Source organism: Bacteroidota bacterium, from assembly GCA_016706255.1.
In the GTDB taxonomy this organism is placed as follows: Bacteria; Bacteroidota; Bacteroidia; order Chitinophagales; family BACL12; genus UBA7236.
This window is the reverse complement of the sequence record JADJJZ010000030.1, coordinates 1-26,813: the sequence shown is the minus strand read 5'-3', so window position 1 is coordinate 26,813 and position 26,813 is coordinate 1. Positions and strand designations below refer to the sequence as shown.

20 protein-coding genes are annotated in these 26,813 nt (G+C 36.4%); 11 read left to right on the top strand and 9 right to left on the bottom strand.

Translation table 11 applies throughout. The features are described 5' to 3' along the window. Positions 1-61: 61 nt before the first annotated feature. Positions 62-3,136 carry an FG-GAP repeat protein gene (locus tag IPI65_22685; protein ID MBK7444239.1) on the bottom strand — a complete coding sequence of 1,025 codons (3,075 nt, stop codon included), beginning with the start codon at positions 3,134-3,136 and terminating at the stop codon, positions 62-64. 256 nt (positions 3,137-3,392) lie between these two features. Between IPI65_22685 and IPI65_22680 the strand changes: the two genes are divergently transcribed. Further along, positions 3,393-4,262 (top strand): sigma-70 family RNA polymerase sigma factor, encoded by an 870-nt coding sequence (locus IPI65_22680; protein MBK7444238.1) that lies wholly within the window; start codon positions 3,393-3,395, stop codon positions 4,260-4,262. Between the two features lie 368 nt (positions 4,263-4,630). On the opposite strand, the gene IPI65_22675 is transcribed toward IPI65_22680, so the two are convergent. Both IPI65_22675 and IPI65_22670 read right to left on the bottom strand, forming a co-directional pair. Next, positions 4,631-5,455 carry a DnaJ domain-containing protein gene (locus tag IPI65_22675; GenBank protein MBK7444237.1) on the bottom strand — a complete coding sequence of 275 codons (825 nt, stop codon included), beginning with the start codon at positions 5,453-5,455 and terminating at the stop codon, positions 4,631-4,633. A gap of 1 nt (position 5,456) precedes the next feature. After that, positions 5,457-6,062, bottom strand: coding sequence for a DNA-3-methyladenine glycosylase (locus IPI65_22670; protein MBK7444236.1), 606 nt, complete (start codon positions 6,060-6,062; stop codon positions 5,457-5,459). A gap of 79 nt (positions 6,063-6,141) precedes the next feature. Between IPI65_22670 and IPI65_22665 the strand changes: the two genes are divergently transcribed. Both IPI65_22665 and IPI65_22660 read left to right on the top strand, forming a co-directional pair. Further along, positions 6,142-6,840 carry an SAM-dependent methyltransferase gene (locus tag IPI65_22665; GenBank protein MBK7444235.1) on the top strand — a complete coding sequence of 233 codons (699 nt, stop codon included), beginning with the start codon at positions 6,142-6,144 and terminating at the stop codon, positions 6,838-6,840. Between the two features lie 66 nt (positions 6,841-6,906). Then, positions 6,907-7,479: a DUF3109 family protein gene (locus tag IPI65_22660; GenBank protein ID MBK7444234.1), complete on the top strand. Its 573-nt coding sequence runs from the start codon at positions 6,907-6,909 to the stop codon at positions 7,477-7,479. A gap of 22 nt (positions 7,480-7,501) precedes the next feature. Here IPI65_22660 and IPI65_22655 read toward each other — a convergent pair whose 3' ends face one another. Then, positions 7,502-8,011, bottom strand: coding sequence for a DinB family protein (locus tag IPI65_22655; protein MBK7444233.1), 510 nt, complete (start codon positions 8,009-8,011; stop codon positions 7,502-7,504). A 59-nt stretch (positions 8,012-8,070) separates the two neighbouring features. Here IPI65_22655 and nadB point away from each other — a divergent pair, with 59 nt between their 5' ends. Together nadB and IPI65_22645 are read left to right on the top strand one after the other, a co-directional pair. Further along, entirely contained in the window at positions 8,071-9,669 is a 1,599-nt protein-coding gene (gene nadB, locus IPI65_22650; GenBank protein MBK7444232.1) for an L-aspartate oxidase, read from the top strand. A 37-nt stretch (positions 9,670-9,706) separates the two neighbouring features. Further along, positions 9,707-10,975, top strand: a complete 1,269-nt coding sequence (locus IPI65_22645) for a carboxylesterase family protein (protein ID MBK7444231.1) — start codon at positions 9,707-9,709, stop codon at positions 10,973-10,975. 16 nt (positions 10,976-10,991) lie between these two features. Here the strand turns inward: IPI65_22645 and IPI65_22640 are convergent, their stop codons facing one another. Beyond that, entirely contained in the window at positions 10,992-12,080 is a 1,089-nt protein-coding gene (locus IPI65_22640; GenBank protein ID MBK7444230.1) for a hypothetical protein, read from the bottom strand. 102 nt (positions 12,081-12,182) lie between these two features. Here IPI65_22640 and IPI65_22635 point away from each other — a divergent pair, with 102 nt between their 5' ends. Further along, entirely contained in the window at positions 12,183-14,633 is a 2,451-nt protein-coding gene (locus IPI65_22635) for a hypothetical protein (protein ID MBK7444229.1), read from the top strand. Here the strand turns inward: IPI65_22635 and IPI65_22630 are convergent. Next, complete coding sequence (locus IPI65_22630) at positions 14,630-15,388, bottom strand: glycosyltransferase family 2 protein (protein MBK7444228.1); 759 nt, start codon at positions 15,386-15,388, stop codon at positions 14,630-14,632. The genes IPI65_22635 and IPI65_22630 overlap by 4 nt on opposite strands. Beyond that, positions 15,381-16,643, bottom strand: a complete 1,263-nt coding sequence (locus IPI65_22625) for an O-antigen ligase family protein (GenBank protein MBK7444227.1) — start codon at positions 16,641-16,643, stop codon at positions 15,381-15,383. The genes IPI65_22630 and IPI65_22625 overlap by 8 nt, the downstream gene beginning before the upstream one ends. 108 nt (positions 16,644-16,751) lie before the next feature. Between IPI65_22625 and IPI65_22620 the strand changes: the two genes are divergently transcribed. Together IPI65_22620 and IPI65_22615 are read left to right on the top strand one after the other, a co-directional pair. After that, on the top strand, positions 16,752-17,375 hold the full coding sequence (locus tag IPI65_22620) for a sigma-70 family RNA polymerase sigma factor (GenBank protein MBK7444226.1): 624 nt from the start codon (positions 16,752-16,754) through the stop codon (positions 17,373-17,375). A gap of 3 nt (positions 17,376-17,378) precedes the next feature. Next, positions 17,379-17,633, top strand: a complete 255-nt coding sequence (locus IPI65_22615; protein MBK7444225.1) for a hypothetical protein — start codon at positions 17,379-17,381, stop codon at positions 17,631-17,633. Here the strand turns inward: IPI65_22615 and IPI65_22610 are convergent, their stop codons facing one another. Continuing rightward, the gene (locus IPI65_22610; GenBank protein MBK7444224.1) at positions 17,634-18,668 is read right to left on the bottom strand and encodes an MBOAT family protein; all 1,035 of its coding nucleotides are present in this window, start codon (positions 18,666-18,668) and stop codon (positions 17,634-17,636) included. It abuts the gene before it with no gap. Beyond that, positions 18,622-18,933: a hypothetical protein gene (locus IPI65_22605; GenBank protein MBK7444223.1), complete on the bottom strand. Its 312-nt coding sequence runs from the start codon at positions 18,931-18,933 to the stop codon at positions 18,622-18,624. Before IPI65_22605 ends, IPI65_22610 begins: the two co-directional genes overlap by 47 nt. Positions 18,934-21,543: 2,610 nt before the next feature. On the opposite strand from IPI65_22605, the gene IPI65_22600 reads away from it, so the two are divergent. The 3 genes from IPI65_22600 to IPI65_22590 all read left to right on the top strand — a co-directional run bounded on the left by IPI65_22600 (position 21,544) and on the right by IPI65_22590 (position 26,275). After that, positions 21,544-21,738, top strand: a complete 195-nt coding sequence (locus IPI65_22600) for an SDR family oxidoreductase (protein MBK7444222.1) — start codon at positions 21,544-21,546, stop codon at positions 21,736-21,738. A 951-nt stretch (positions 21,739-22,689) separates the two neighbouring features. Continuing rightward, positions 22,690-22,905: a hypothetical protein gene (locus IPI65_22595; GenBank protein ID MBK7444221.1), complete on the top strand. Its 216-nt coding sequence runs from the start codon at positions 22,690-22,692 to the stop codon at positions 22,903-22,905. A gap of 3,292 nt (positions 22,906-26,197) precedes the next feature. Continuing rightward, a complete protein-coding gene (locus tag IPI65_22590; GenBank protein ID MBK7444220.1) occupies positions 26,198-26,275 on the top strand; it encodes a hypothetical protein in 78 nt (25 codons plus the stop codon). The last annotated feature ends 538 nt before the right edge of the window (positions 26,276-26,813 follow it).

The following is a 26,813-nucleotide window of genomic DNA, read 5'->3' as shown; positions in this document are numbered from 1 at the left end:
TTTGGGTAATTTGATGATAAATGTAGTAAATAATTAAAAGAGTTGTTAATGTAACATACTTTTATTCAATCACTACTGAGCCATAATGCATTTTATATCCATTACTAATTTGAATATAATAATAGCCTGCCACCAGCGTATTTGCTTTTAATACATAGTTATTATAATTTTCACTGATGATTTCATCATAAACCAATTGACCATTTAAATTAAAAATAGTAATCTGGCCACCGTGTGCTAATAAATCTGATTCAATCGTAATATCACCGGAGGTTGGATTGGGGTAGATATTAATTTGTGGCGCAATAGAAGTTGTCAAATTCAATGCAGCTGTTGTTATAACAATTGAATCTGCAGCGTTTGTTTTTTGAGATGAACAATTGGTTAATACAATGATGATATATGTTGTTTCAGCATCCAGATCGTTTATGGTTATTGTGTTGTAGGTTGATGTATAAAATAAAGTATCCTCACCATTTATTAATAAAACAGTATAGTCAGTATAATCAATGTTAATTTCCCAACTTATAATTAAAGTATTGCTATTAAAATAATCTACAGTAACTTGTTGTGGAGCAATACATTCAGGTAAAATTGATACTGTAAAAGAATCGGTTTGTGTGCAAATACTATTACTTACTGTATTATAAATAATATAGCTACCCGGGGTAGAATTAATTAAATCGATAACACCAAACACATCTGCAAATAATAAACCTTCCGGCACAACAGTAAATATTCCTGCTTCACCAGTTATATTTGGAACAGCATTTACATCTCCAATAAAAATGGTGTCAGGAAAATAATTAAATGTTGCATCTGGATTAGCAATTATAATAATCGTGTCACTATAAGTTATTTCACAACCTGAATTTGTTGTGAGGGAATAAAATATGATATGCACACCATCAGGTGTTTCTGAAACAGATAACTCTCCGGTAGTTGTATTGACAACAGCTGTTACTGAAGTGTATGCACCACCTGTTAAACCGCTTAATACAGGTAAAAGATTTGGGTGACTTTCACAAATACTATCTTCAATAAAATTAAAAGCAGCTAAGTTATTGTCTGCACTATCAATATAAAATACAGCTGCTGCGTTTGCGCAAATATTGTTTAAGTTATAATAAATATGAAATGGTCCGCCCACTCCGGTTTCCATTAAATCAATTGATCCGGTTTCTGCATTCAATATCGCATCCGGTGAATAAAATATTCCGCCTTCAATATTTACCACTGGTAATGTTGTTCCGAGTTCAATACAAAAAGTATCTTGTTCTAAATTCAGTGTAGGCGGTTCCTGAAAATACAGTTGTAACGTATCAATAAAGTTGCAACCTGCATTTGTAATTCCTGAATAATAAATATTTACCAAGCCCGGTATAACTGCTGCTGTATTTATATTTCCTGTTATGGCATCAATTTCGATAATATCAGATGAAAAAACACCTGTTGATGCAATGGTTATTTCCGGAGAAATTATTGTTCCATCCAAACAAATACTATCATTTCCATAATTAAATGCTGAAACTGCATTTGCATCTTCAATCCAGATATTTTTACTTACTGCGCAATAACCATCTACCGAATAAGTAATTGTAAATGGTCCGCCATAACCACTTGCTGTTAAATTAATTTCTCCGGTTGCAGCATTCGTAATTAAATCATCACTTGAAAAAATACCACTCGTAAAACCGGTAATTATTGGTAAAGGATTAATTGCATCTATACAAAAAGTATCTTCTTCAAAATAAAAATCGGCTGGACGAGGAGCACCGTAATATGCATAACCTTTACCATCTGCTTCTAGCACTTCCGAATACCGGTAAGCGCCAACCATAAAATCGGAATAACCATCATTATTAAAATCTGCATCCCCACCAACATGTCGGCCAAAATAACCGGCATCCTGATTTCCTTCAGCTGAAAAACAATAATCTGTTTCCAGTCCTGCTGCACTTCCAAACCAAACAAAAGCACCACCTTCATCCAACTCACCATTGTCCCAATATTTTGCACCACCAATCACATCATCATAACCATCATTATTGATATCACCGGCACCTGCACAACTATATCCAAATTGAGCTTCAGCCTGATTAATTTCTCCGTACCAATTTACCTCATTGCTTAAACCGGAAGGCGAGCCGTGATAAACAAAAATTCGACCTTCATTATGGCTTGCAGAATCACTTTCGTACAACAACGCAGAAACTACCACATCATCATAACCATCTCCATTTACATCGCCGGCACCATCTACCCAATGCCCGAAATTGCATTTTTTTTGTCCGCTGCTCATCATCCAGTCCGGCGAAGCATTCAATCCTGCTGCGGAACCATAAAATGAAACCGCCAAACCATCATCAATTTCATCAAAATCATATTGATTTGCACCTATTACCACATCGTCAAAACCATCGCCATTAACATCTCCCGCATAATTAACCGGAAAACCTGAAATGGCACCTTCCTGATCAGCCTGCCAGCTCCATCCTGATTCAACCGGGCCATCGGGGCTACCCCAGTAGAGCCAGGTTTTGCCTTCTTCAATTTCAGGCTCGTCCCACATTTTTGCAGAAAGGAACAAATCGTTATAGCCATCGCCATTAATATCGCCGTCCAAAGCTACTCCGCTGCCTAACAGAGCAAAAACCTGGTCAAAATCCAAGCTCCAGTCCGGCTCACCGGGGTTTAAACCCGAAGGAGAACCATACCAGAGGTAAATACGGCCTTCGTTATACTGGTCGCCGGTCCATTGCAGACAACCCGCCACCACATCGCTAAATCCATCGCCGTTTAGGTCGCCTCCGGAAGTGCTAAACCCCAAAACCGAACTATCGTTATTCGACTCAAACTCCCATGCCGGTTCGGTTTCCAGACCGTCAGGGCTTCCGTAAAATAAAAATAATTTCCCTTCTTCGCCGTTGGTTGCTTCGGGGTTACTGTAGTCGATTGCCGAAACAATCATATCTGTAAACCCATCACCATTCACATCCCCGGCATTACTCATGCTCCAGCCGAAAGCGGTATAGGTAAGTTCGCCGTGGTATTCCCACCCCGAACCCGTATAAAACGCTTGTGAATAGGCACCAAAGCCGCTTATAAGCAGATAAATCAGTAAAAACCGACGCATAGTTGTCCAAATATACGGCTGAAACTGATTGTCGGCCAATGATTTTAATCCGGCAATTGCACATACCGAAATTGAAATCCTTATCGTTTTTGTTTAAAAATAGACGGGCTATTGATTTGTATTGAAAATCTTAGTAACTTTGCACCCCGGCTCGATTTTATTATTTTTATTGAGTTTGAGGAAACTTTTTAATGAGCATACCGTTCTAATTTAACGAACCATTCATTTCACAAGAAACAAACGAGGTTAATTAACGATGCGTCAGCTTAAGATTACGAAATCCATCACCAACCGCGAAAGCGAGTCGTTAGAGAAGTATTTACAGGAAATTGGTAAGGTAGACCTGGTTACTGCAGAAGAGGAAGTTACCCTTGCGCAGAAAATCAAACAGGGTGACCAGCTTGCGTTGGAGAAACTGGTGAAAGCCAACCTTCGTTTCGTGGTATCGGTTGCAAAACAATACCAACACAATGGTTTATCATTAAACGATTTAATTAATGAAGGCAATGTTGGTCTGGTAAAAGCAGCTCAAAAATTTGATGAAACGAAAGGTTTCAAATTCATTTCATACGCCGTTTGGTGGATTCGCCAAAGCATTATGCAGGCATTGGCTGAACAAAGCCGCTTAGTGCGTTTACCTTTAAATAAGGTTGGCTCACTCAGCAAAATCAATCGTGCATTTTCTGAATTAGAACAAAAATTTGAACGTGAACCAACTTCCGAAGAATTAGCAGAAGTTTTGGAACTGGCACCGGAAGAAATTAAAAATACATTAAGTGTTTCAAGCCGCCACGTATCTGTTGATGCACCTTTCGATGATGGTGAAAACAGCAGCTTACTCGACGTATTGGAAAACCGCGATACAGAACGTACAGATGAAAAACTGGATTACAGTCACTCATTAAAAGTGGAAACTGAACGTACTTTGGCAACTTTAACTGAAAGAGAACGCGATGTTATTAAACTTTTTTTCGGAATTGGTGTTCCTTACGCAATGACGTTAGAAGATATTGGTGAAGAATTTGGATTAACACGTGAACGTGTACGTCAGATAAAAGATAATGCTATAAATAAATTACGCTCAAGTACAAGAAATAAAGCGCTTAAAGCGTATCTTGCGCAGTAATTAAGATATTGTTCGCCATGGCGGACTAAATTTTGTGTTTTCATGGGGATCCCCCGGTAAAGTCTCCCGACTGAGCTGGGGTTTTTTATGGAAAATTTTGCAGTTATGAGGCATCCACTATTGTGGAAATATTAATGAGTAATGCATGCAAACACTGAAATGAAAAATTGTGCATGTTCAGTTGTCGAACAATTGAAAATTCCTCAACAAACAGCCGAAACCTCAAAGGCTCCAAGGCCGCTAAGTTTCGCTAAGTGAATTGTATTAAAAACTTTGTGTCTCTTTGTGGCCTTGGAGTCTTTGTGGTTAAGGCTGTTCTTTACATTATTCTAAAAACGCAAATTTTCAAATTAATTCAATTCATCACCTCATTTCCATCCACGTCGCATCTTAATTTCATCATAAGCTTCAATTATTTTTCGAAGTTTATCTTGCATAATTATTTTTTCTGAACCGGATGCAGAAGGATTGGAATCAGGATGGTATTTTTTAGCAAGATGATGGAATGCGGTTTTTAATTCTTTTTCAGTGCAGTTTAATGTGAGATTAAAAGTGGAATAAATATCAGTTGAATTATTGGTGTAAGTTGTAGTCGTTTTATATTGTTGTCGCGTGTGCTGATTTTTAAATGCGGAATAAATTTCCTGTACCGATTCGTAAGGTAATGAAATACGTGCAGCGATATAATTAATACTATGATGTAATTTATCGCTGTTTGCTGTAGGATGAAAACTTAAATCGAATAAAAACTGAATGATATCTTTTTTTTCATTTTCAGTTGCATAACTTTTTATCTGATCACAGATTGCTTCCACCTGGATACGTTGTCGCATCAGTTCATTAAAAAATGCAAATCTTTTTGCCGCATAATTATCTCCAAATTTTTCCACCAGTCGATAGCGCAGTGTTTCATTCATAATCCTGTCGCCTAACTCACTTGCCTGTAAAACAAATGCACCTAACATTAAATAACTGATACGATTATCGCCCGGTTTTTTGGGTTTGCGTTTTACCATTAAATCGCAATCCATAATCAATCCAATAAATAAGCCAAGAAAAATTCCGCCAATACGACCGGTTAATAAAAACCCAAAAAATGCAAGCAATAATTTATGGTAACCAAATGGCTTAAAAACTAATTTCCATTCAGTTGTGCGTAATAATACAATATTGAGTTTCGTATTGATGCGCAAATTATTTGGCTTTACTGGTAAAAGGTGAATTAGCTATTCGAAATCGCCAGGGTATTAATTTATAGGGACCACTAAAATTCATTCCTACACGTGGTGAGGCAATAATATTTTTAGGGTCAACGGGTTCGGCATCACATATTCGAATCGCCTGCCCCATTAACGATAAACCATTATGTTTTGTTGTAATACCCAAACATTGGGTTACCAAACCCGGTCCGGCACCAATACTTTTTGAATATTTTTGAAGATTGCGTCTTTCCAGCATAAATGGTATTCCGTCTAACGGTTCTATTGCTCTTATTAAAATGGCATGCGGTTCACCGGCGTTATGTGTAACCACATTAAAAAGATAATGTATGCCATAACAAATGTAAACATAACTCACACCACCTTCGTTATACATAACCTTTGTTCTTTCCGTAAAACGATTGTTATATGCATGGCAACCTCTGTCTAGCGTGCCGCAATATGCTTCTGTTTCACATATAATACCCGAGGTGGTAATACCATCAAAAGTGGTAACCAACTTTTTACCCAATAAAGCCTGAGCAATACCTAAAGTATCGGCCTGGGTATAAAATGTTTTTTTTAATGTGAAATTATTCATCCAATTTTGTTCTGCATCTGCAACAACAACGCAAAGATATTAGTACAATTGCAGAGCTTCATCAACACGATACTTTTTTATGAACGGCACCTTATATCTGATACCTACTGTTTTAAGCGAAGAAGCGATACATGTAATACCACAATATGTTCATGATATAACAAAAAGATTAACCGTGTTTTTTGTTGAAGATGAAAAAACTGCGCGCAGATACCTGCGGAAAACAGGATTTACCGCTTCATTCGACACAACTATAGTTTTACCACTCAACGAACATACAGATGCTACAGCGGTGTCAACATACATTAGCCATTTAAAAAATGGAAACGACTGCGGTTTAATGAGTGATGCCGGTGTTCCCGCAGTTGCCGACCCGGGTAGTGCATTGGTGCAGTTATGTCATCAAAATGGTATAAAAATAATTCCACTGGTAGGCCCTTCCAGTATTTTGCTGGCTTTAATGGCAAGCGGATTAAACGGTCAGCAATTTCATTTTCACGGTTATATTCCCGTAAAGCAACCGATGCGCAAACAATATATTCAGCAAATGGATACTGACGCACGAAGGGGAATTACTCAAATTTTTATTGAAACACCTTATCGCAATAACGCTATTATTCAGGATGTAATAAGTGCCTGCAGTTCAAACACTAAATTGTGTGTGGCCAGCGACCTCACCGGACCAAAAGAATCGATTCGAACCAATGAGGTTCAATATTGGAAAAAGCAAGTGCCGGTGATGGAAAAAATTCCTGCAATTTTTTTGTTGGGGATGTAATTGTATTCTAGGTAGATAAGGTGTTGCACCTGTAAAATTCATCCAAAAAAGCTGTAAATTTGCAGTATGATTATTATTCAGCAGACTCTGGTAAGTGAAGATATTCTTGATAAAGAATTTGTTTGCAATTTAAATGCCTGTATGGGTGCTTGTTGTGTTGAAGGCGATGAAGGTGCATTTGTTGATGAAGATGAAAAAAAACAATTAAAAAAAGTATATCCTATTGTAAAAGAATACCTTACAAAAGATGGTATTGATGCAATTGAAAAACAAGGCTACTGGGTTACCAACGAAGAAGGTGTTTTAAAAACTCCATTAATGAAAGACGGGCCATGTGCTTATACCATTTGGGAAAAAGGTGTCGCTTTATGTGGCATTGAAAAGGCGTTTTTAGATAAAAAAATAAAATGGCAAAAACCGGTTAGTTGTCATTTATATCCAATTCGAATTTCAAAAGTTGGAGATTTTCAGGCATTGAATTACGAAAAATGGAGTATTTGTAAACCGGCTTGTAAAAATGGAAAAGAATTGGGCGTTCCAATTTTTCGTTTTGTAAAAACTGCATTGATTCGTAAATATGGCGCTGAATTTTATGAAGCATTAGAAGCAACTTACCAATACCGCGAGCAAAATAAATAATTAAAAATATATTAAGCGGAATTTATTTATTTAAGATGGTAATTATTTTGGCAATATGATGATCATCATGTTCAGCAATAAAATAAGCCAGATCTACAATCCGCATTTTTACTTCCAATCGCGGATGCATTGCCGTATTATTTAATTCGTTATCACTAAAAGAAGTTAAATCAAATAATAACATATTTCTTACCCGTCTAAATTCTGATAACAATTGTTGTAAAGTTTGCTGATTGTGATTTCCCAAATTTGTTTTTTGATTTACAACATCCCAGGCGCGCAATATTGTTGCTCCCGATTTGTAATCCTCAAGCCTGCCGATATGTAATTCTTCCAAATCAATTAAATGGCCAATATGTTGCTGAATACTCCATTTGGCTTGTGGCTGATAGGTGAGCAAATTGGTATTACAATTATTCGTTATTTCGGCTAAACGCGCATAAGTGCCTGATAATCGGCCGGTTATAACAGGAAACAAACCGACAGGGAAGTCAAAATTGAAAGTACGTGATATCCAGGTTGTTTGTTCCATAAGCGGATTTTTATATAATAAAATTAATGAAATCAGGCGAAACGGCTTACCTTCGCATAATGCATAAAGCCGATTTTCTTGTAATAGGTTCCGGAATTGCCGGACTAACATTCGCGCTCAAAACAGCACGTCGTTTCCCCGATAAAACAATTACCATCATAACAAAAGCTGAAGAAGAAGAAACCAATACCAAATATGCGCAAGGTGGTATTGCTGCAGTATGGGATTTTGAAAAAGACAGCTATGAAAAACATATTAGCGATACATTAATTGCCGGTGACGGATTATGTAAACGCGATATCGTTGAAATAGTAGTTAAAGAAGGTCCAGAACGTGTTAAGGAAATAATTAATTGGGGTGCAGATTTTGATAAAAATAAAGAAGGTGAATACAGTTTAGGAAAAGAAGGCGGCCATTCAGAATTTCGTGTACTCCATCATAAAGATGTAACAGGAAAAGAAATAGAAAAAACATTATTGGAAGAAGCAGTTTCGTTACCGAATATTACCATTCATGCACACCATTTTGTTATTGATATTATTACACAACATCATCTTGGAAGAATTGTAACAAGGCATACACCGGATATAGAATGTTATGGTGTGTATGTATTAAATAAAAAAAATAAAACCATCGAAAAAATTATTGCAAAAATTACGGTAATGGCGAGCGGTGGTGCCGGACAGGTTTATAAAAATACGACTAATCCATTAATTGCAACCGGTGATGGTATGGCAATGGTGTATCGTGCAAAAGGAAGAATTTCGAATATGGAATTCGTTCAATTTCATCCTACATCATTATATCAACCCGGTGTTTCTCCATCCTTTTTAATTACTGAAGCAATTCGCGGCGCAGGTGGTGAATTAAAAACCAGCGATGGCCAGCCGTTTATGCATAAATACGATGAACGAAAATCGTTAGCGCCGCGAGATATAGTTGCGCGTGCAATAGATAATGAAATGAAAATTCGTGGTGATGAATTTGTGTATTTAGATTGTTCACCAATTCCTAAAGAGGAATTGTTAAATCATTTCCCCAATATTTATGAAAAATGTAAATCTATCGGATTAGATATTTTAAAAGATTTTATTCCTGTGGTTCCTGCGGCACATTATATGTGTGGTGGTGTTTTAACAGATGCACATGGCAATTCCAGCATCAATAATTTATATGCCTGCGGCGAATGTAGTTCAACCGGTTTACATGGGGCTAACCGACTTGCAAGTAATTCATTATTAGAGGCTTTAGTTTTTGCGAACAGAATTTATGAAGATGCTGCAAATAAAATTGATACCATCGAATTTCAGGAAAATATTCCTGATTGGAATGCAGAAGGAACGAATGAGCCGAAAGAAATGGTTATGATAACACAAAGTATCAGGGAGTTGAAAGAAATAATGACAAATTATGTTGGCATTGTTCGCAGTAACGAAAGGTTGGAGCGCGCATTGGCAAGATTACATTTATTATATGAGGAAACTGAAAAACTATATGATACTACTACAATTTCACCTCAATTGTGTGAATTGAGAAACCTGATTACAATTGGATTTTTAATAACCCGCGGCGCAAGTGCAAGAAAAGAAAGCCGTGGTCTCCATTACACCACCGATTATCCTGAAAGGTCGAATTGGGCTGAGGATAGTTTATTTTAAATACCGTAATTTTGTAATGTTTGATTTGGTGTTCAAAATGAAAACATTTTTATTTAGTTTATCCGTATTATGTAGTGTGTTGCTGTCTGCTCAGGACTATTGTAACATGAATCGTTTCGATGAATTTATTTTCGAAGAATCAGATATAGAGGTTACTTCAGATGTAGTTTACGGAGAAGGTATTAATAATCTGGGAAATATGCAGGATTTGAAACTGGATATTTACAGGCCTAAACCTGCTCTGGATGAACTCACTAAAAAACCATTAATCTTTTTTGTACATGGTGGCGGATTGGTTGGTGGTTCAAAAGACAGTCAGGGAGCCGTCGACCTTGGTTACTTATATGCGCGCATGGGATATGTATATGTAAGCATCGATTATCGCATAGGTTGGGATAATGGTGATGCTGATGATGGTTGTGGCGGAGATACTACCGATTTATTTCGTGCTACCTACAGAGCTATACAAGATGTGCGCGCGGCTTATCGTTTTATTAAGGCAGAGGCCGATGGTTATGGTATAGATACCAATGCAATTTTTGTTGAAGGCAACAGTGCAGGTTCACGTTTAATTTTGTTTGCCTTATATGCCTCACAAAGTGATTACGACCCACAATTTTATGATGAATTAGGCAGTATTGATACAGCAGTAAATGCGTATACCAATTATCATTTTAATCCAATGGGCGTAATAACTGAAGCAGGAGGAATTGAAGACACCAGTTTATTATATAATAATAGTTTCCCGCATTTATATTTTCATGGTACCTGCGATTCTATCGTTCCGTTTTTTTCCGGCCCAACATTTTTTTGTTATCAGCCCTTTGAATATCCCAATCTGCATGGAAGCTGGCAGTTGGTACAGATGTCGAAACGTTTAGGCAGAACATATCAGTTTTATATTGCCGAAGGTGCAGGACACGACGCCGTTATTCCGGACTCAATAATTATTTATGCAGCACCATTTATAAAAGATATTTTATGTAATAATTTACAAACGGAAGAATTTTACCGTGTGTTGGGAAAATATAAATGTGCGGTTGCAAATGAAGGTGAATTGGTAATTGTTGACATTTATCCGAATCCTGTTATCGACAATATTTATCTGCAGGTAACCAGCACCCGTGATAAAGAAATTGAAATGGCAATTTATAATGCTTTAGGACAGGAAGTAATTAGCTATAACCTGGAATTTTATCCGCCCATAAAAGATTATATCATTGATGTTTCAGGCTTAATGCGCGGTATTTATTATCTACGCATCAGTCAGCGCCAGGAAATTTATGTAAGTAAGTTTTTTAAATAGGAGCTGCAAAATTTTATCACTCTAATAAATCAAACAGTTCTTCTAAAACAACATAGTGATTCCAGCCATTCGGTTTAAAGTTCGAGGTAAATCCCTGTTCTTGTAAATCTTTAATGTAAAAGTTATTTGCATAGGTTGTTTCATAAGCGCCTAAATCTTTGAAGTAATAGTTTATAAGTTTTGCGGGATTCAATGCTATTTCACCGCGATGATTGTTTTTATCATCTTTATCATCCCAACCCCATGGCGTATTTGATGAATTGCTTGGGCAACCAAAAGGGAAAATTCCATCACAATCCCCACCATCATCTCCTTTTAAAACACCCCAGCTATAAAATGTTTTTGTATCTGAAGAATTTTGTTTTGCTTCTAACAATTGAAAAGTCCACAAATTTCCATAATCAGCCATATTTATTAACTTGTATTGTACATTGCGATTGTTACCATCGGTTGGCATTTCAGAATCTGTTAATGAAGGAAAATAAATAACACCATCTTCATCATCTGCACCACTAAAATTTGCTACTGATGAATCACCCATAATAGGATGCCCCCGTGGGCCTTGATAAATTTTTGGATGCATTTCGTTTTGAAACACTTCAAATCTGATATCTCCATCAATAGATTTATTATTAGCAGATAAACCGGCATTGGGGTTTACATAAGAATAAAAGTCGGTATGAGAAGTAGTTACCATGGCAATCAAAGTTCCAAATTCACTATTATCTTTTTTTATGACAGACAAAATCCCTTCAAAATCGTTTTCGTGTTCATCAGTAATATATGGAATATGCGTCCAGTCACGAGGGTGATAAAATGCATAAATAATAAAAAAATGAGTTGCTGTTTCAACTACCGAGTAATAACAAGCGGCATTAATTTCAAAACTCGATAAATTTTCCCAATTGTTAATTCCTTTCCAATCTCCATCGTAGTCGAACCTGGTAATGTAGTCAGCAGAGTAATGCCAATCATCTGTATCCTGATAAAGTATTGGAGCATGATGGAGTGCAATTTCGTCATAATTGTTATTTGTACCGGGATTACAGCCATCTATTAATATAGTAATAGCAATAATACTTAATAGTTTGTTTTTTAAAGTCATGTCGTTTTATAATTATTAGCAGCAATCGGTTGCTAAGTTAAATGAATTAACAACTCGCACATAAGATTCTAATCAAATTCACGGTTTTCCGTTAATGGAAATATGAAGTATCCGTGTAATTTTGATGATTATAACTCACTGAAAATGTACAAGTATAAAGAATTAATTATTTTAAATAATTTACCGGTTGAAATTCCAATTGTTGGTAGTTTGAAAAACGGTTCGAATGTTTTACAGTCAGAAGGAACAGACAAAAGTTTTGTTGGATGGTACTTATGGCTGGGAATTGGCAGTAAGGTATCATTTGAGGGTTTATTCAAAAACGCGAATAGTGTTAGATATTGGCTTTATTATAGAAAAACATTAATTGAACCATTAGAACTGATTAAAGAATTAACCATTGATGCAGTTGAGGATTTGAATCTTGGTGAATATGTTTTTGTTGCTCAACCCGGGAATACTCAGATTAGTTTTGAGTGTGTTATTAATTCTAATAATCAAATAAGTCAGGTCGCAAAACGACCGAATAAAATAAAAGAAAGCTGGTTTCCGCATAACCTTTTTGAGACATTAAAAAACAATGGTCTTAATAAATTGTCGGAAATTAATATTCATGGTAACTACAATAAATTACTGAAAGCGGGCTTAAGTAAAAAATTGTTAGATGAATTAGTTTTACTTGCACCTTATTTAGATATTCCAACTATATCTTATCAGAAAGCAGCTCATATTATAAGGAAGAAAATTAATCTGATAAAAAATAATAATGAAGTATTAAATCAACCGATAAATATAGAAGGCCTTCTTGTTGACGGGGGTTTAAATCCAACCGATAATGATTTGCCATGTATTTCTATTGGTACCATTTCTGGCATAATTGATGACAATGATTTGAACCCTAAAGTAGATTGGAATTGGTACAATGAAAATGGTGAAATTGACCATCTAATTATTAACCGTCCATGGTGGGAAGTGCCCGATAATTATGATTTTAATGAAAATGAAGTTCAAAATTATTGGTATCCTGATAGTCAAAAAGGGTGGCGGGTATTTGGATATCAATTTGGCGGTTCTCCAAACCAAATCGGTTATGTATTATTATATAATATTATTACCGGCGTTTTACGCTTGTTTATTTATTTACCTAATGTTCAGGAACGAAATTTTAATAAATTACTCGTTAAAACTTCATTAGTAAATTCTGAACGAACTGCCGTTAAAACATGGAGTTTCCCGCTCGTTGATATTCCGCCAAATGTGGTTTTACCTCAACCCAAACCTAAAACAAATGGTTTTTGGGATTTAATATCCAATTGGTTCAATAATCGTAACGCAGATGAAGTAATTATTTCAGAAGCTTACACACCTACTTTTACATGGCCGGGTTTAAATGAAGCATTTCATGACCTTACAGCATCTTCATCAACGTCTGAAGGGAAATGGCTTAGAACCGAAACTGCTACCTTATTTGATCCTGTTTTATATCCTGAAACCCAACCATTGAGAGCGCTGGGAGGTTGTTTAGGGTTGTTGTTCCCTAATGTTGAAGCTAATGCAAATGAATTAAAAGAATCGGATAGAAAATTATTGCGGTTAGATTTTAAAGGTATTTTGGAAGGACAAGTAAATCTTGAAGCGAATTTGTCACTTAATTTAAGCGGTAAAGGTGTGCCTTCCACAAGTGTTGAAGAGGATCAATATGGAACGGTAAAAAATTATATTAGTACAAGCGTAAATGCACTGAAAGGTGCCTGGGAAATCAAAGATTTTATTACAACAGCCGTTGCAGCGGGCTCAATTGAACTAGCAGCAGCTGCAAAAGCCGCCGGGGTTATCTACTCATTATTTCAAAGCGAGAATGAAAATACACCTACTGAGTATGATATAAAATTAATGGGTGCAGCAACCGGTAAAATTGAAGGAACCATCGTAGTCGTTTTACCTGTATCGGATTTTGAAATTAATTTGACCGGCACTTTTGAAGCAAAAACAATTATGACAGAAAACGGTCCGGTTTATTTGCCACTTGGATGGCCTCAAACATATCAACGTTGCAATAAAATCAGATTTGGTACATATGGCTTTAAAGCTGCTGATGAAGTTGGTGTTGCATTTGGAAATGATCCGAGACCAAATTCAATTGAAGTAGAGTGGATTCCTGCTGATGAATTTGCGCAAAATTATTATGCTTTAGTAAAGGTTTCACCAATTGGATTATTCCAGGTAGCTCCCTGGGCTGACATGACAATTACTAGCCAATATGCTGAATTAGAAAGATTTCACAGAAACGCTATATTACCACATACAATTACAACAATTCGACGACTTGAGGTAAATCAACAAAATCAATTTAGACTAACGAGTCCTTCGGATCTTAAAAACCTTTCAGAAAATGAACAAATTAGAATTCGCTGGGTAGCATTATTTACTCCTGCAAATACTTTGGTGCCACCTTTTGAAATAACTTATGTTTTAGATTTGATAGGAAAAACAAATTTTATAATTCCTGTTATGCCCGGTAGTGGCGATGTGCCTGATGACGACTGGAATTAACTTCCCTTTTCCTTCATCATTCCGTACAACTTCACATACCGCATAAACACGCCTTTTGCAGCAAGTGAACAAACAATAAATCCCGTCCAACCGTCTAAAAAACCCAGGTCGATAATATAATGTTTGAAAAAACGGAAGGCAGGTTTAATAATAAAATGAAAAAACCCCGGACGTTTCACTTTTTTAGCAGCATCGTTTGCACTCCATGTTGAATAACGATCCCATTTTTCGAGGTAATGGAAAATATCTTTATAGGTATTGTGTACCAACTTATTTTTTAATTTGCTTACTGAGCCCGAAGTAATAACTTCTGCATGAACATGTTTTTCTTCATAACGACATGTATCGCGTTTAAAAAAACGAATTACCTTATCACGTTGCCATCCGCTGTATTTTACTTCTTTACCCATAAAATAATTTTTACGGTAAATCCAGTAGGCATCGTGTGGAATTATATCCTGTTTTAATAAATTTTGTATTTCGTTTTTTAATTCAGGGGTTACACGCTCATCGGCATCTACTAATAAAATCCATTCGTGTGCAGCCTGCGGAATAGCCCTGTTTTTCTGACTTGCAGAATTAATATATTCGCTTTCAATAACGCGGGAAGTATATTTTTTTGCTAATTCAACAGTATTGTCCGTGCTAAACGAATCAACAACTAAAATTTCATCACACCAGGCCACAGAAGCCAATACCGCTTCAATATGAACGGCTTCATTTTTTGTTGGTATGATGGCAGTTATTTTATGCATGTAATTTTGCTTCTACAGTGGTAAGTTGAGAATCGTCGATGTATTTTTTTATCAGCAACAAAAATAACAGATAAAATGCAGTTCCAATTTGTATTTCCAATGTATGTTCAGCCATAAAACTAAAAACCATAATCAGCAGAAACACGGTATACAACATATTTTTATATCGTTTTTTGCTAACCCATGGATACAGCAGCGATAATAAGAATACCAAAAATCCAATTATACCACTTGCTGCAAGAAAATAGACAAACTGATTGTGCGGTAGTTTAGACTTAACAAATTCACTGCCCGCACTTTGATTATATAATTTATCCATTTCCGATTTAATATCCCCAACGCCAACACCTAACAACGGATTTTTTTCGGCTATCTGCAAACCATATTCAATACTTAATAAACGTTGCGCGTCGCTGTGTTCAGGATGTAATTCACCTTTTTTTATTAAATCCATTTCATATTGGAAGTACGACATTCTTGAATGTAAAGATGGTATAAACTGCACTGCGGAAAAACCAAATGCACCTAAAAGCACTAATGCGATTATGCCTTTTAAATATGCTTTTTTGGTAAACAACCAATGAAAAATCATTACAATTATGGCAATGTATAATGTAACGATGCCGGAGCGAACAGCAAAAATGTGAATGAAAATCACTAAAAAAATGATACCTGAAAGCAGCAGATATTTTTCTTTCGGATTGGAAAAACGAAATTGATTGTTCCATAAATAAATACCTACAACTATGGCAAAAGCCATTTCCAGACTAAAACGGATATGGTCGCGCAAAGGAGCGGGAATTGGTTGCCCTCTCGACAAATTAGCGTTCAGTGTGTCAAAATGGGCAAAATAATTTATACATACTACGATAGCTGCAGCAAAAATCACATAAAAATACACGGCCAGCCATTGCTGAAACCTCTTGGTAGTTAGGGTTTTCACGGTAGTGAAGCCTAATGGTAAGGCTAAAAAGGGCAATTTCATGCGACAACGGTCAATCCAATAACCGGTATCATCAGAATAAAACCCCGTTAAAAGGTAAACCAGAAATAGTAATATGAGTAAAACACTGGTTGTATCGCCAATCCAGCGTTTAAAATTGTCGACAATGCGCAAATTGATAATGGCATTGCACATAATCATAATGGTGGCTACACTAAGCACCACTTTTGAGGTAACAAGGCCAACAATTAAGCCTAAAATAGCTAAAGAGGCAAAAAACTGATTCGGAAAAACCCTGAGTAATGAACGCATGTTGCAGTAAGATTCGTAGAAGTAGGGTCTATAGCCGTGGTTTTGGGTTTTGATAAAATAATGAACCAAAAGTAAAAAAATTATATTAAATGAAAAATGCCGGTAAAAATGGTTAATTTGAATCATCGGCAACTTTATTCTAATTTTACCCTCGTGGACAAAGGCAACCTCACTAAAAGCAACAAAGACCGCATCTTTAATAAGGAGTTTTTACCCCATATGGATGCGCTGTACAACTTTGGCTTTCATCTTACTTTAGACGAAGATGATGCAAATGATCTTGTACAGGAAACTTTTTTGAAGGCTTATCGCTTTATAGATTCGTATCAGCAAGGTACCAATGCCAAAGCGTGGTTGTTTAAAATTCTAAAAAACGGTTTCATCAACGAATACCGTAAAAAAACTAAACAACCGGCGAAAGTTGATTATGATGAGGTAGCGAGTTTTCACGATACCGACGATGAGGGGCATGTTGAATATCTTGACCTGAGACAGGAATTGTTTCAAGGCATGCTTGGAGATGAGGTGACACGGGCGTTGAATCAACTGCCGGTGGACTTTAAAACAATTATCCTTTTATGTGATATTGAGGAGTTTTCATACGAGGAAATTGCTAAAATTATTGACATACCCATCGGAACGGTTAGATCACGCCTTCACAGGGCACGCAATATTTTAAAGGAAAAATTACGCGAATACGCTCAAAAAGAAGGTTTTAAAGAAAAAAGATAAGCTATGGATCAACAGCTACCCAAACATGATTGCCGAAACTTTGTAAAAAAGGTTTTTTTGGTTTTAGATGGTGAATTACCTGAAACTGAACGCAATTTATTTATTATGGATATCCAGCGTTGCAAGGGTTGCCTTGAACATTACCATATTGAAAAAACATTTAAAGAGTTTATTACTGCAAAAGTTGAACGTAAAGACTGCAGCGAAAAACTTAAACAAGCTATTATTACTCAGGTTCAAAGTAATCCCGAAACCTGATTAAAACTGAAAGTAAATAAACGTTTCAGCATTGTTTCTCCCCAATAAAATTACCAGCGCCACTACTGCAAATAAAAAGCCATAAGCATATTTAAATTTAAAATGTTTTGGCAACCACACAGCAGCTACAAATAAAGCAGCTACTATACAACATAAGGCAAATTCGTATCCTGAAAATCCATTCAATATTTTTTGTAAACCGAAACTAAAATCGGTAAACAGTTTTTTATAATATAACAAGGCATCAGTAAAGTTTTTTGCTCTGAATATTACGCCCGTCAAAATAAGCAAATGGAAATTCCATATAATTAAAAATATTTTTCCGGCTTTTGATTTGAATTTTGGCAAAAACGAAATGCGTTTATATAATGATTGTAAAATGGATAATAAACCATTCAGCAATCCAAATACAATAAAACTTAAGCTGGCACCATGCCATAATCCAATCAGTAAAAAAACAATAAGCGTATTTAAATAAATTCTACTGTAAGTAGTTACTCCTCTGTTTAAAGGGATAAAAATATAATCGCGAATCCAGGCTGTAAGTGTTATGTGCCAACGGTTCCAGTAATCGGCAATACTGGTTGCAAGATACGGCTGATTAAAGTTTTCAGATAAACGAATGCCAAATAAACGTGCAGTTCCAATTGCTATATCGCAGTAACCACTAAAGTCGGCATATAATTGCACAGCGAAAAATAATAGCGTAATATAAAGTTGTATTCCATTTGCACTTTCGATATCAGCAAAGGTGAAATTAACAAAGCCGGCTACAGTATCTGCAACAACTAATTTTTTAAAAAATCCCCACGCCATTCTGCTACAACCATACATTAAATCATCATAACTTAATTTTTTTGGCGCATGTAATTGTGGTATTAATTCATTAGCACGTTCAATTGGCCCCGCAATTAATTGAGGAAAAAAGGATACATATAAAGCGAAATAGCCAAAATGTGGTTCGGGTTTGGTTACATTCCGGTATACATCAATTAAATAGCCTTGGCGACTTAAATGTATAAAAGGAAATACCAATTGGCAGTAAAATGGTTTCCGGACTATTTTGTAGTGCTTCCGGATTTTTAATTGACTCAAATAGTGATTCAAATAATCCAAAATATTTAAAAACAAATAAAATACCCGCATCAATTATTATCCCGATAATAAGGTAGCGTTTGCGCGTTTGTTTATCGCTACTCCTGCTAATTAAATTCCCTACATACCAGCAAACCGAAGTTGAAAACAATAAGATTAATCCGTATTCTGCTTTATAAAGCATATAAAACAAATAACTCGACACCAATAAGATTTTCCAACGGTGTTTTTCTGCAGTTAAGTAAAAACAGCATAAAACCAGAGGCAAAAACAGCAGGAACAGGTATGAGTTAAAAGCCATGAGGGTAAAAATGAGACTTTCCCATGAATTTTCAAAGGTACAACATTCATAAAATATTAAATGTCAAGTAGTTAGAAATTTAGCTATAAGCCTTTATAAATAAGGATTATATATGAATTATTATTAAGTGTCAAGTATAAACAACAGCGCGTGAAATAACACGGAATTTGCTAACTTGGTATTCGGAAATAGCTTTAATATTGCCCTATACCGGACCAAATTCTACAACAAATTACCTATTATCCGCAAGGTTTTTAACGACAATGGTTTAATCCTGCAACCTGCGAATATATCGCAGCCGATTTTGACAAATGGGATTCTATTAATCATGTAGTTACCTAATAGCAAACGTTTTTTGATAGGAAGTTATTTAATATTAATATAAATACCGCTGAATTAATGCAATTAAAAACTATTGTTATTTGTTGAACATCATTGAAAAAGAAGTGACTTTACTACAGTATCAACGGCAGATATTTTAATCAGTTAAACGGCGTTACCATTAAACGTGTTGCTACTGCTTTTCCCGATGGGATCGCAAACTAGTTAAATACGCAATACATGAATTATTATGGACCTGATTGCGGAGAAAATATTTGCTGATAAAATTACGACTCCGATTTTGTTAAAAATACGCTTGGTTATGAAAGCAGATACTGGAGTCACGTGCCCGGAACGCCAATTGTAAAAATGAACTTACTACTGCTGATTTAATGATCAAAGCAGCGCAAAAAATTCGTGAAAATAATGTTTTTAACCGATACCATTGATATGGTAATTTCCGGTAACGGTTACCTCACCATTTTATACAAATTCTACAGGCACTTATGTTGCGGGGAAAACTTGAAAGCCGAAGCTGCCCTGCTATGGAAATAAGAAACGGTTGCGGTTCTGTAATCTATGCGATGGTTTGGCGTCGCAATTTATTCGTTCAGGTGCCCGTAATGTGCTGATTACAGCGGGTGAAGCGCCAACAAAAGTTCGGGACAAAATCTTATTTATGCTGTGGGAGGATGCCGGTGCCGTTAATTTTAACTAGAGCGAATGAACTCGGGTATTGGTGCTGCCTTTTAGGGGCAGATCGAGTACTTATTCCTTGCGTAATGGGCAGTCAGGTTTTACTGCCACTAATCAGGTTGATTTGAATGACAATGCTTATGATATAGAAAATGTCAAAAGAAACTGAATCAAATTATTCGAAAGCAGGCTTGGCGGGAAGTTCACAATTATTATATCACAGTTCAGGAGTTTAACAAAAAGTGATATTGACTATTTAATACCGCATCGGTAAATAAAAAACGCTGGTTTATGCCATTGCTTATTCAGGGATTGCGCGCGAAATACTGTCGATGTAATTCAAGATTATGCAGGTGCGGTTTCTAGCGGTGTTTTTTGCCTTCGCTGCGCATATCAATGACTAGAAAATAATCCAAAATAAAAAGTTTATGCTCTTTACTTTTCTGTAAGGTGGCGGAATTTTCTTGCGGCGGCTTAATATTCAATGTATAAGTCATTAAGAAAGGCTGAGGCGTTAAAAATTACTAGGCAGTGGAATTTGTTTGCGGGGTGAACCGGTTACAACGGAAGAATTGAGCAAAAGACTGAATCTGGATTTTGAATATTGCCATGGTGCGCGATAAATCGGAATAAAAACCGGACATATTGCTCCCGATGATTTTGCAACCAGCCCTTATCGCAGCTAAAGCAGCACAAATGGCGTTGGATAATGCGGGTATAACGGCAAAACAACTCGACCGTATTTTATTGGGCACATCAACTTTCCGATTACACTAATGCACAGCATCATGCAATGTGCAATATTTATTGGGTTATACTTGTCCTGTTGGTGTTTAACTGAAAGTTGCGCAAGTTTAATAACATGCCCTGGATCATGGAATCCGATTAATACCAACAGGTATACGGCAATATGTTTGTGTAATTGGTGCGAATATTAAAACACGTTTTGTAGAAAGACGACCCAAAATTTGTCCATTTTTGGCGATGGCGCCAGGGCAGAGTTATTTTAACCCGCGGCTGGTCTTATGATTCAGGATTTATGGTAAGTGAATTATTTGCCGATGGTTCCGGACTAAAAAATGTCTATGTTCTACTGCAGGTGGCAGTACAATGCTTTCAAGTATCGAAACTTCTTAACGAGGTTTGCACGGAACACTCATGACGATTTGGAAACGTATGGTGGAAATTTCGGTGGAAATTATGGCCAATATCGGAAAAGGTATGTGCCGCATGGCATCCGACCGAATGATATTGATATTGTATTTCCGTCTCAGGCAAATTATATTCTTATTGAAGGAGTTGCCAATGCGATGGGAATTGATATTGAAAAATGGAAGTTAGTATCGATACGCTGCTACAGCATACTATTTCGGGTATACCTATTACCTTACATCAGGCGACTAACAAAATAAATTACAATCGGGGAAACTTGTTTTATTGCCCAACCGCAGCCTCCGGATATGCCGGAGGTGCAGCAATTATATAAAATGCGGCCGCATGAAAACAGAAAACGTTTCCACGGCACTCGTAACTGGAGCCGGAAGCGGAATTGGCAAATCAATTGCATTACAACTTGCTAATCTGGGATATAAAATTGTAGCCGTTGAAGAAATGAGACATCATTTAAATGAAATTTCGTCTGCCCTAAGCAATGCCAAACATATTACACTACAAAGCCGATTTAATTTCTGATGCCGGTGCGAAAAGAAATTAGTCGCATGCCTGCATCAAAATGGTATGCCACTATTGAGTATCGTGACTAAATTCTAATCCCCAGAAAAAAATTGCAACAACTTGCTGCGGGTATACAAGAAAAAGTATTACTGAAATATAAAACTTTTGTTCTGTATTATGCCTCAAGTAATTCAGTTCCAACAATCAGCAATATGGAAGATGGATTGGAATCAACAGCATGTCCCCACAACTTAGGGGTTCGGGGCATTTACAGTTTATAATATGCAAAGGCGTATTGGAAAATTGTTTTTTGCCGCCACGCTCTGCGTGACGAAAATAATATTAATATCACAAATATTATTATTGCACGGGGTTTAGTTGCAACATAACCGTATTACAAAATTATATCCCTGAAGAAATGGAAAAAGAAAAAGAAAATGTAATGCATAAATTGGTTCGCCCGGATGATATAGCGGCTGCTGCTGGCCCGGTACTAGCATCGCCGCAGGCAGGATTCTCTTGGAATTACGTTACCCACCGTTAACGGGAGGAAATCATTTAGCCGCAACGTATCTCACAACTAAAATGATTCAACTATTTATAGCGAAATATTAAAATTCAGAGCACTATGCATGCAGAGCAGTGCGTAATCAACAACTACGATGTTTCGTATACGTATGCTGAATATATGCGCATAGCCATTGCGTGCTGCAGCATGGATTGAACCAAAACGAATTTAAACAAGGGAGCATACTTTTCCTTTGCTGGATATTAATAATGCGGAGTATATAACTGGCAAATGGTTGTTTATTAGCAAGGAATTATTCCGGTTTCTATTAACTGGCAGGTAAACCCTGATGAAATGCGGTTTTCTTACATAATTGACGATGCTGATATAAAAATGTTTGTTACGGACAGGCTTTTGAACAGACTGCAAACCAAGTGGTGAAAGATTATGAGAGCAAGTAATTGAAATTAAAACATTATTTAACAGAAATACATAATACACAAACAATTAACCCTGATTTACTTCCGCAATTAAATTTGAATGATCCGACATTAATAATTTTATACTTCGGAACAACGTTTAAAGCCAAGGGTGTAATGCTCAACAATAAAAATGTTTCCCCCATGTATTATACACCTCGCAGCGAAGCACCGGGATGTTGGACAGCATCAATGTAAATTTAGTTTGCAGGCCGCAAGGCATGCTGTTGTAGACGTAGGTTGTTTATATTCCGAATTTTTACCTGGTTGCACAAATGTGTTATTAAAGGTGTTTGACCCGATTGAAGTGATGCTTTGATTGATAAACACGGAAATTACCCCTAGCCACCTGAGCATGAATTATAGTGAAGATTATTTGTAGCATGGAAGAAGTGCATCAGTATAATTTTATCTTCATACTAAAATATTCAATATTCAATGCAATTAGTTCCGCCAATTGAAGCTGTGCAACGGAAATTTGTTACGCTACTTTTGAAATCTTAATTTCACACAAGGTTGCGGATTAACCGAAGCCAGCGGTATTGCCCTGCACTCCGTTTCGGCAGGGGAAACCACTTGCGCATTTGGGTGCTGATAAACCGGAATTAAAAGCGTTGCTTCATTCAGCAGGAGAAAGGCATATGATGATGTTTCGGTAAAGGTGATTGATGATGAGGGTAATATATTACCTCCCGAAAACAATTGGGGAAGTGTCTTTAAAAGAGTGATGTTGTAGCTATGGATATAAAAACCTAAACAGGAAAATGATAAAATATTTTCTTCTGATGGCTGGTTTGCTTCTTTTTTTGTTTTTGATGAATATGGTTTTCGATGAAAGCGAGAAGGTTATTTATTTCCTGAATGGACTGGGAAAAAAATAATGTACTTTCCATTTCCAAGGACAAAATATTTTATCCTGCAGAAATTGAACAACATCTATTATTACATCCATAAACAAGAGATTTATAAAATAAATTGAGTTCCCCTTGATGTTTATGGTGAAGCTGTTGGTGTGGTAGCAGTCCTAAAAGACGGCGTATTAACAAATACAGAATTGCGCAATTGGGCAAAAAATAAATTACCCGAATATAAATTGCCGGTGGTATAGAAAGAATTGGGTAATGGAATTAAAACCGATGAGGAAAATTACACGAGTTAAATGGGTGCTTTGCAGAACTAATGTATGCACAAACACTGCGTGCTAATCGTTTTTGGCTAGCCTAAAACTGCTTTTGAAGCAGAGGTAGTTCCTATGCACCTAAATAGCGGATAATGAAGTAGTGGTTGCAGTAATGGCTGCGGTTAAAATTATAAGTCTGTTTGAGCAGCAAGAGCATATCCTGAGCGATATGATGGCATTGATGGCGCAAAGAAATGAATCGAATTTACCCTATTATATTCCGGAACTCCCATTGTTCCGGTATTGTTTTATAAAATCGAGAAAAATGTAACAAATGTTCATGTTGGTGATGCAGTTGTGATTCAAGGCGGTTAGTACGATGAAAATGACACCTATGTAAAATCAGGTGGAGATATTACCTGAAATAAATCGTTTAGAACTTAGGATATGAAACTAATTTCGGCAGCTATGCACATTTTTGTAAGGTAAAATGACTTTCCAGTGTTTACCAAAACCGAATCATTTTAAATTTGGGATGCGGGCTCTACACGGTGCTTCACATATTATGGTAAGCAGCGTTACAACGCCCTGCAGATATTGTTAAATCATTATGAACCACATACCTTAAAACAAAAACATTGACATTTGTATTAATTTGGGAATTGAAGTGGCGATGGTTTCAGGTGCAATGACAATTCAATGAGTAAAAACAGCCGGAGCAATTCCTGTGGCCGTAGTAAATAATCACGAAAAATGGTGTTTTTTGTCACGGGTGGGGTGCACTCGCTTTAAATCGATTCTGCAGTATTCGCGATTGGGGTGCTATCCCGGGAAACGATGTCCCGCCTGAAACACAAGATCGATGTTGGCGCAACGAAGTGGAAAGCCCTTTTTAAGTTTATTGGATTTAACTACGGCGGACGATTACGTAAAATTGTCATAGAACATCCTGCGGTGAAGATACATTTCCTAAATCTTTATACGTATGCGATAAAAATGGAATGGTAGTTACTTGTGCAGGAACTACAGGTTATGCAGCCCGCTTTCGACTTTACTTCTTTATGGTTAAGCTAATAAACGGATTCAAGGTTTCTTATTACGGGAATTTGGAAGAATGTATTACTAAATAATTTGATTACCGATAAAACTGTTCTGTCGGTTTCAGGGGCAACATTTTCTTTTCATGAATTACCAACTGCATTACAATTAATGCCCGATAATAAGTATCCACAAGGAAGTATTGCCTTGCCATTAAAGTAGGACATAATAGCAATTAAAATAATGTTGAATAAAAATTTTAACAAATAACATATATATAATTTACAATAACTTAGAATCCCATTTCATCACACCAGCATCAAACCATCTTATGCGCAACCCGGCATCTAAACACTTAAAGCCAGCAATAGCAAAAGTCCTATAAAGACGATTATCCCACTAATTCAGAAAATTGTAACAATTGCTCAAAACAAATCCGGTGTGGTATTTGCTTTGGATTCTGACTATTTTGGAAAAAATCCAACAGAGTTATGATTACATCCACCACTTTAGTGCCCTAAACGGTAAACCCATTTTATGGAGTAAACACATAAATTTGGCAGAGTAGCCAACCAATTATTGTCCCACGAAGAGAGAAACACAACAACTGCAAACTAATTTGTTATTCTTTTTAAAATCCGGAACAATGATTATTTGGATGATGTATATGTACGCGCGCCGCAATGGTTATTTCAATGAATGCATTGTTAAAAAATGAAGCAAAATTCCTTTTGAAATGTAGGCAGCGATATGCCTTTTTTATTAATAACAACATAACACCACGGATTCGCGGGTTAGGATCCAATTGGCGCCAGTGGCGACCTCCTGATACCATTAACCTCAGTAGCGGTGCTGTTATCGGATTAGCCGATTGTTTCCAGTAAGTTATTTAGGTGAGCAAGGGAGGCCCGAATGAAATAATTGCGAGATTTAACCTGGAGCGCATTAAATTACATCCCAAAGAAGGACTTGCATTAGTAAACAATGGTACTTTATATTAACAGGCATTACATCTGATAAACATGGTTGAGTTAAATAAATTATTTACGAAATTATCACTGCACGCCTTAACTGATGGTGCCGGCGCTTCATGCATCTATACAGCCGTTTGATGAATTCCCACATCAACACAAATGACATACAGGTCAAATATTTATTGCCGAAAAATTAATGAATTACTTTTTGACGGTTTAAATTGATTCGCAAAAACGACGATGTAATAAATGATGAAAATAAATTGTATCAGGATAGATATAAGTATTCGTTGTATTCCGCAATTTTTAGGACTACTGCAATTGACGGATTTAAAACTGTGCACCAAAATATTTCGAAATAGAAGCCAATGCTGTAACCGATAATCCGCTTATCGATATCGAAAACTTCCGGATTATGCATGGTGGTAACTTTTAGAGGCTGAAGTATATATTGCTATCGGAATGGACCAGGTGCGTAATTATATCGGATTAATTGCCACTTGACATCTTGATGCGCAAATTGCCATGCTGGTGATGCCGAATTTACGAATGGAGGATTACCATCCTCACTTTCAGGAAATGCCGGAAACCGCGTGAACATGGGTTTAAAAGGATTGCAAATTTCAGGAAATTCGATTATACCTCTGTTATTATTATTTATGGTAATTCCATTGCGAAATAAATTCCCAACCGCTGCCGAACAGTTTAATCAAAATGTTAATAGTCAAAGGTTTAATTCTTCGCTTCCCCATATTTTTGACAAAAATCGATTGAATTATTCAGAAAATATATTTTTATATCGCTCATATTTGCAGTGCGAACGGTAGATTAGCGTATTCTAAGGTAGATCCAATGCTATAAATGCGGAGATGATTATTTATCAGCAGCAACCCGCAAAACCTATCTTTAATACCGCTCAATCTGCTTAATAAAAACCTTTGTCCCTAATTTACCATTGGTTTATAACGACAATG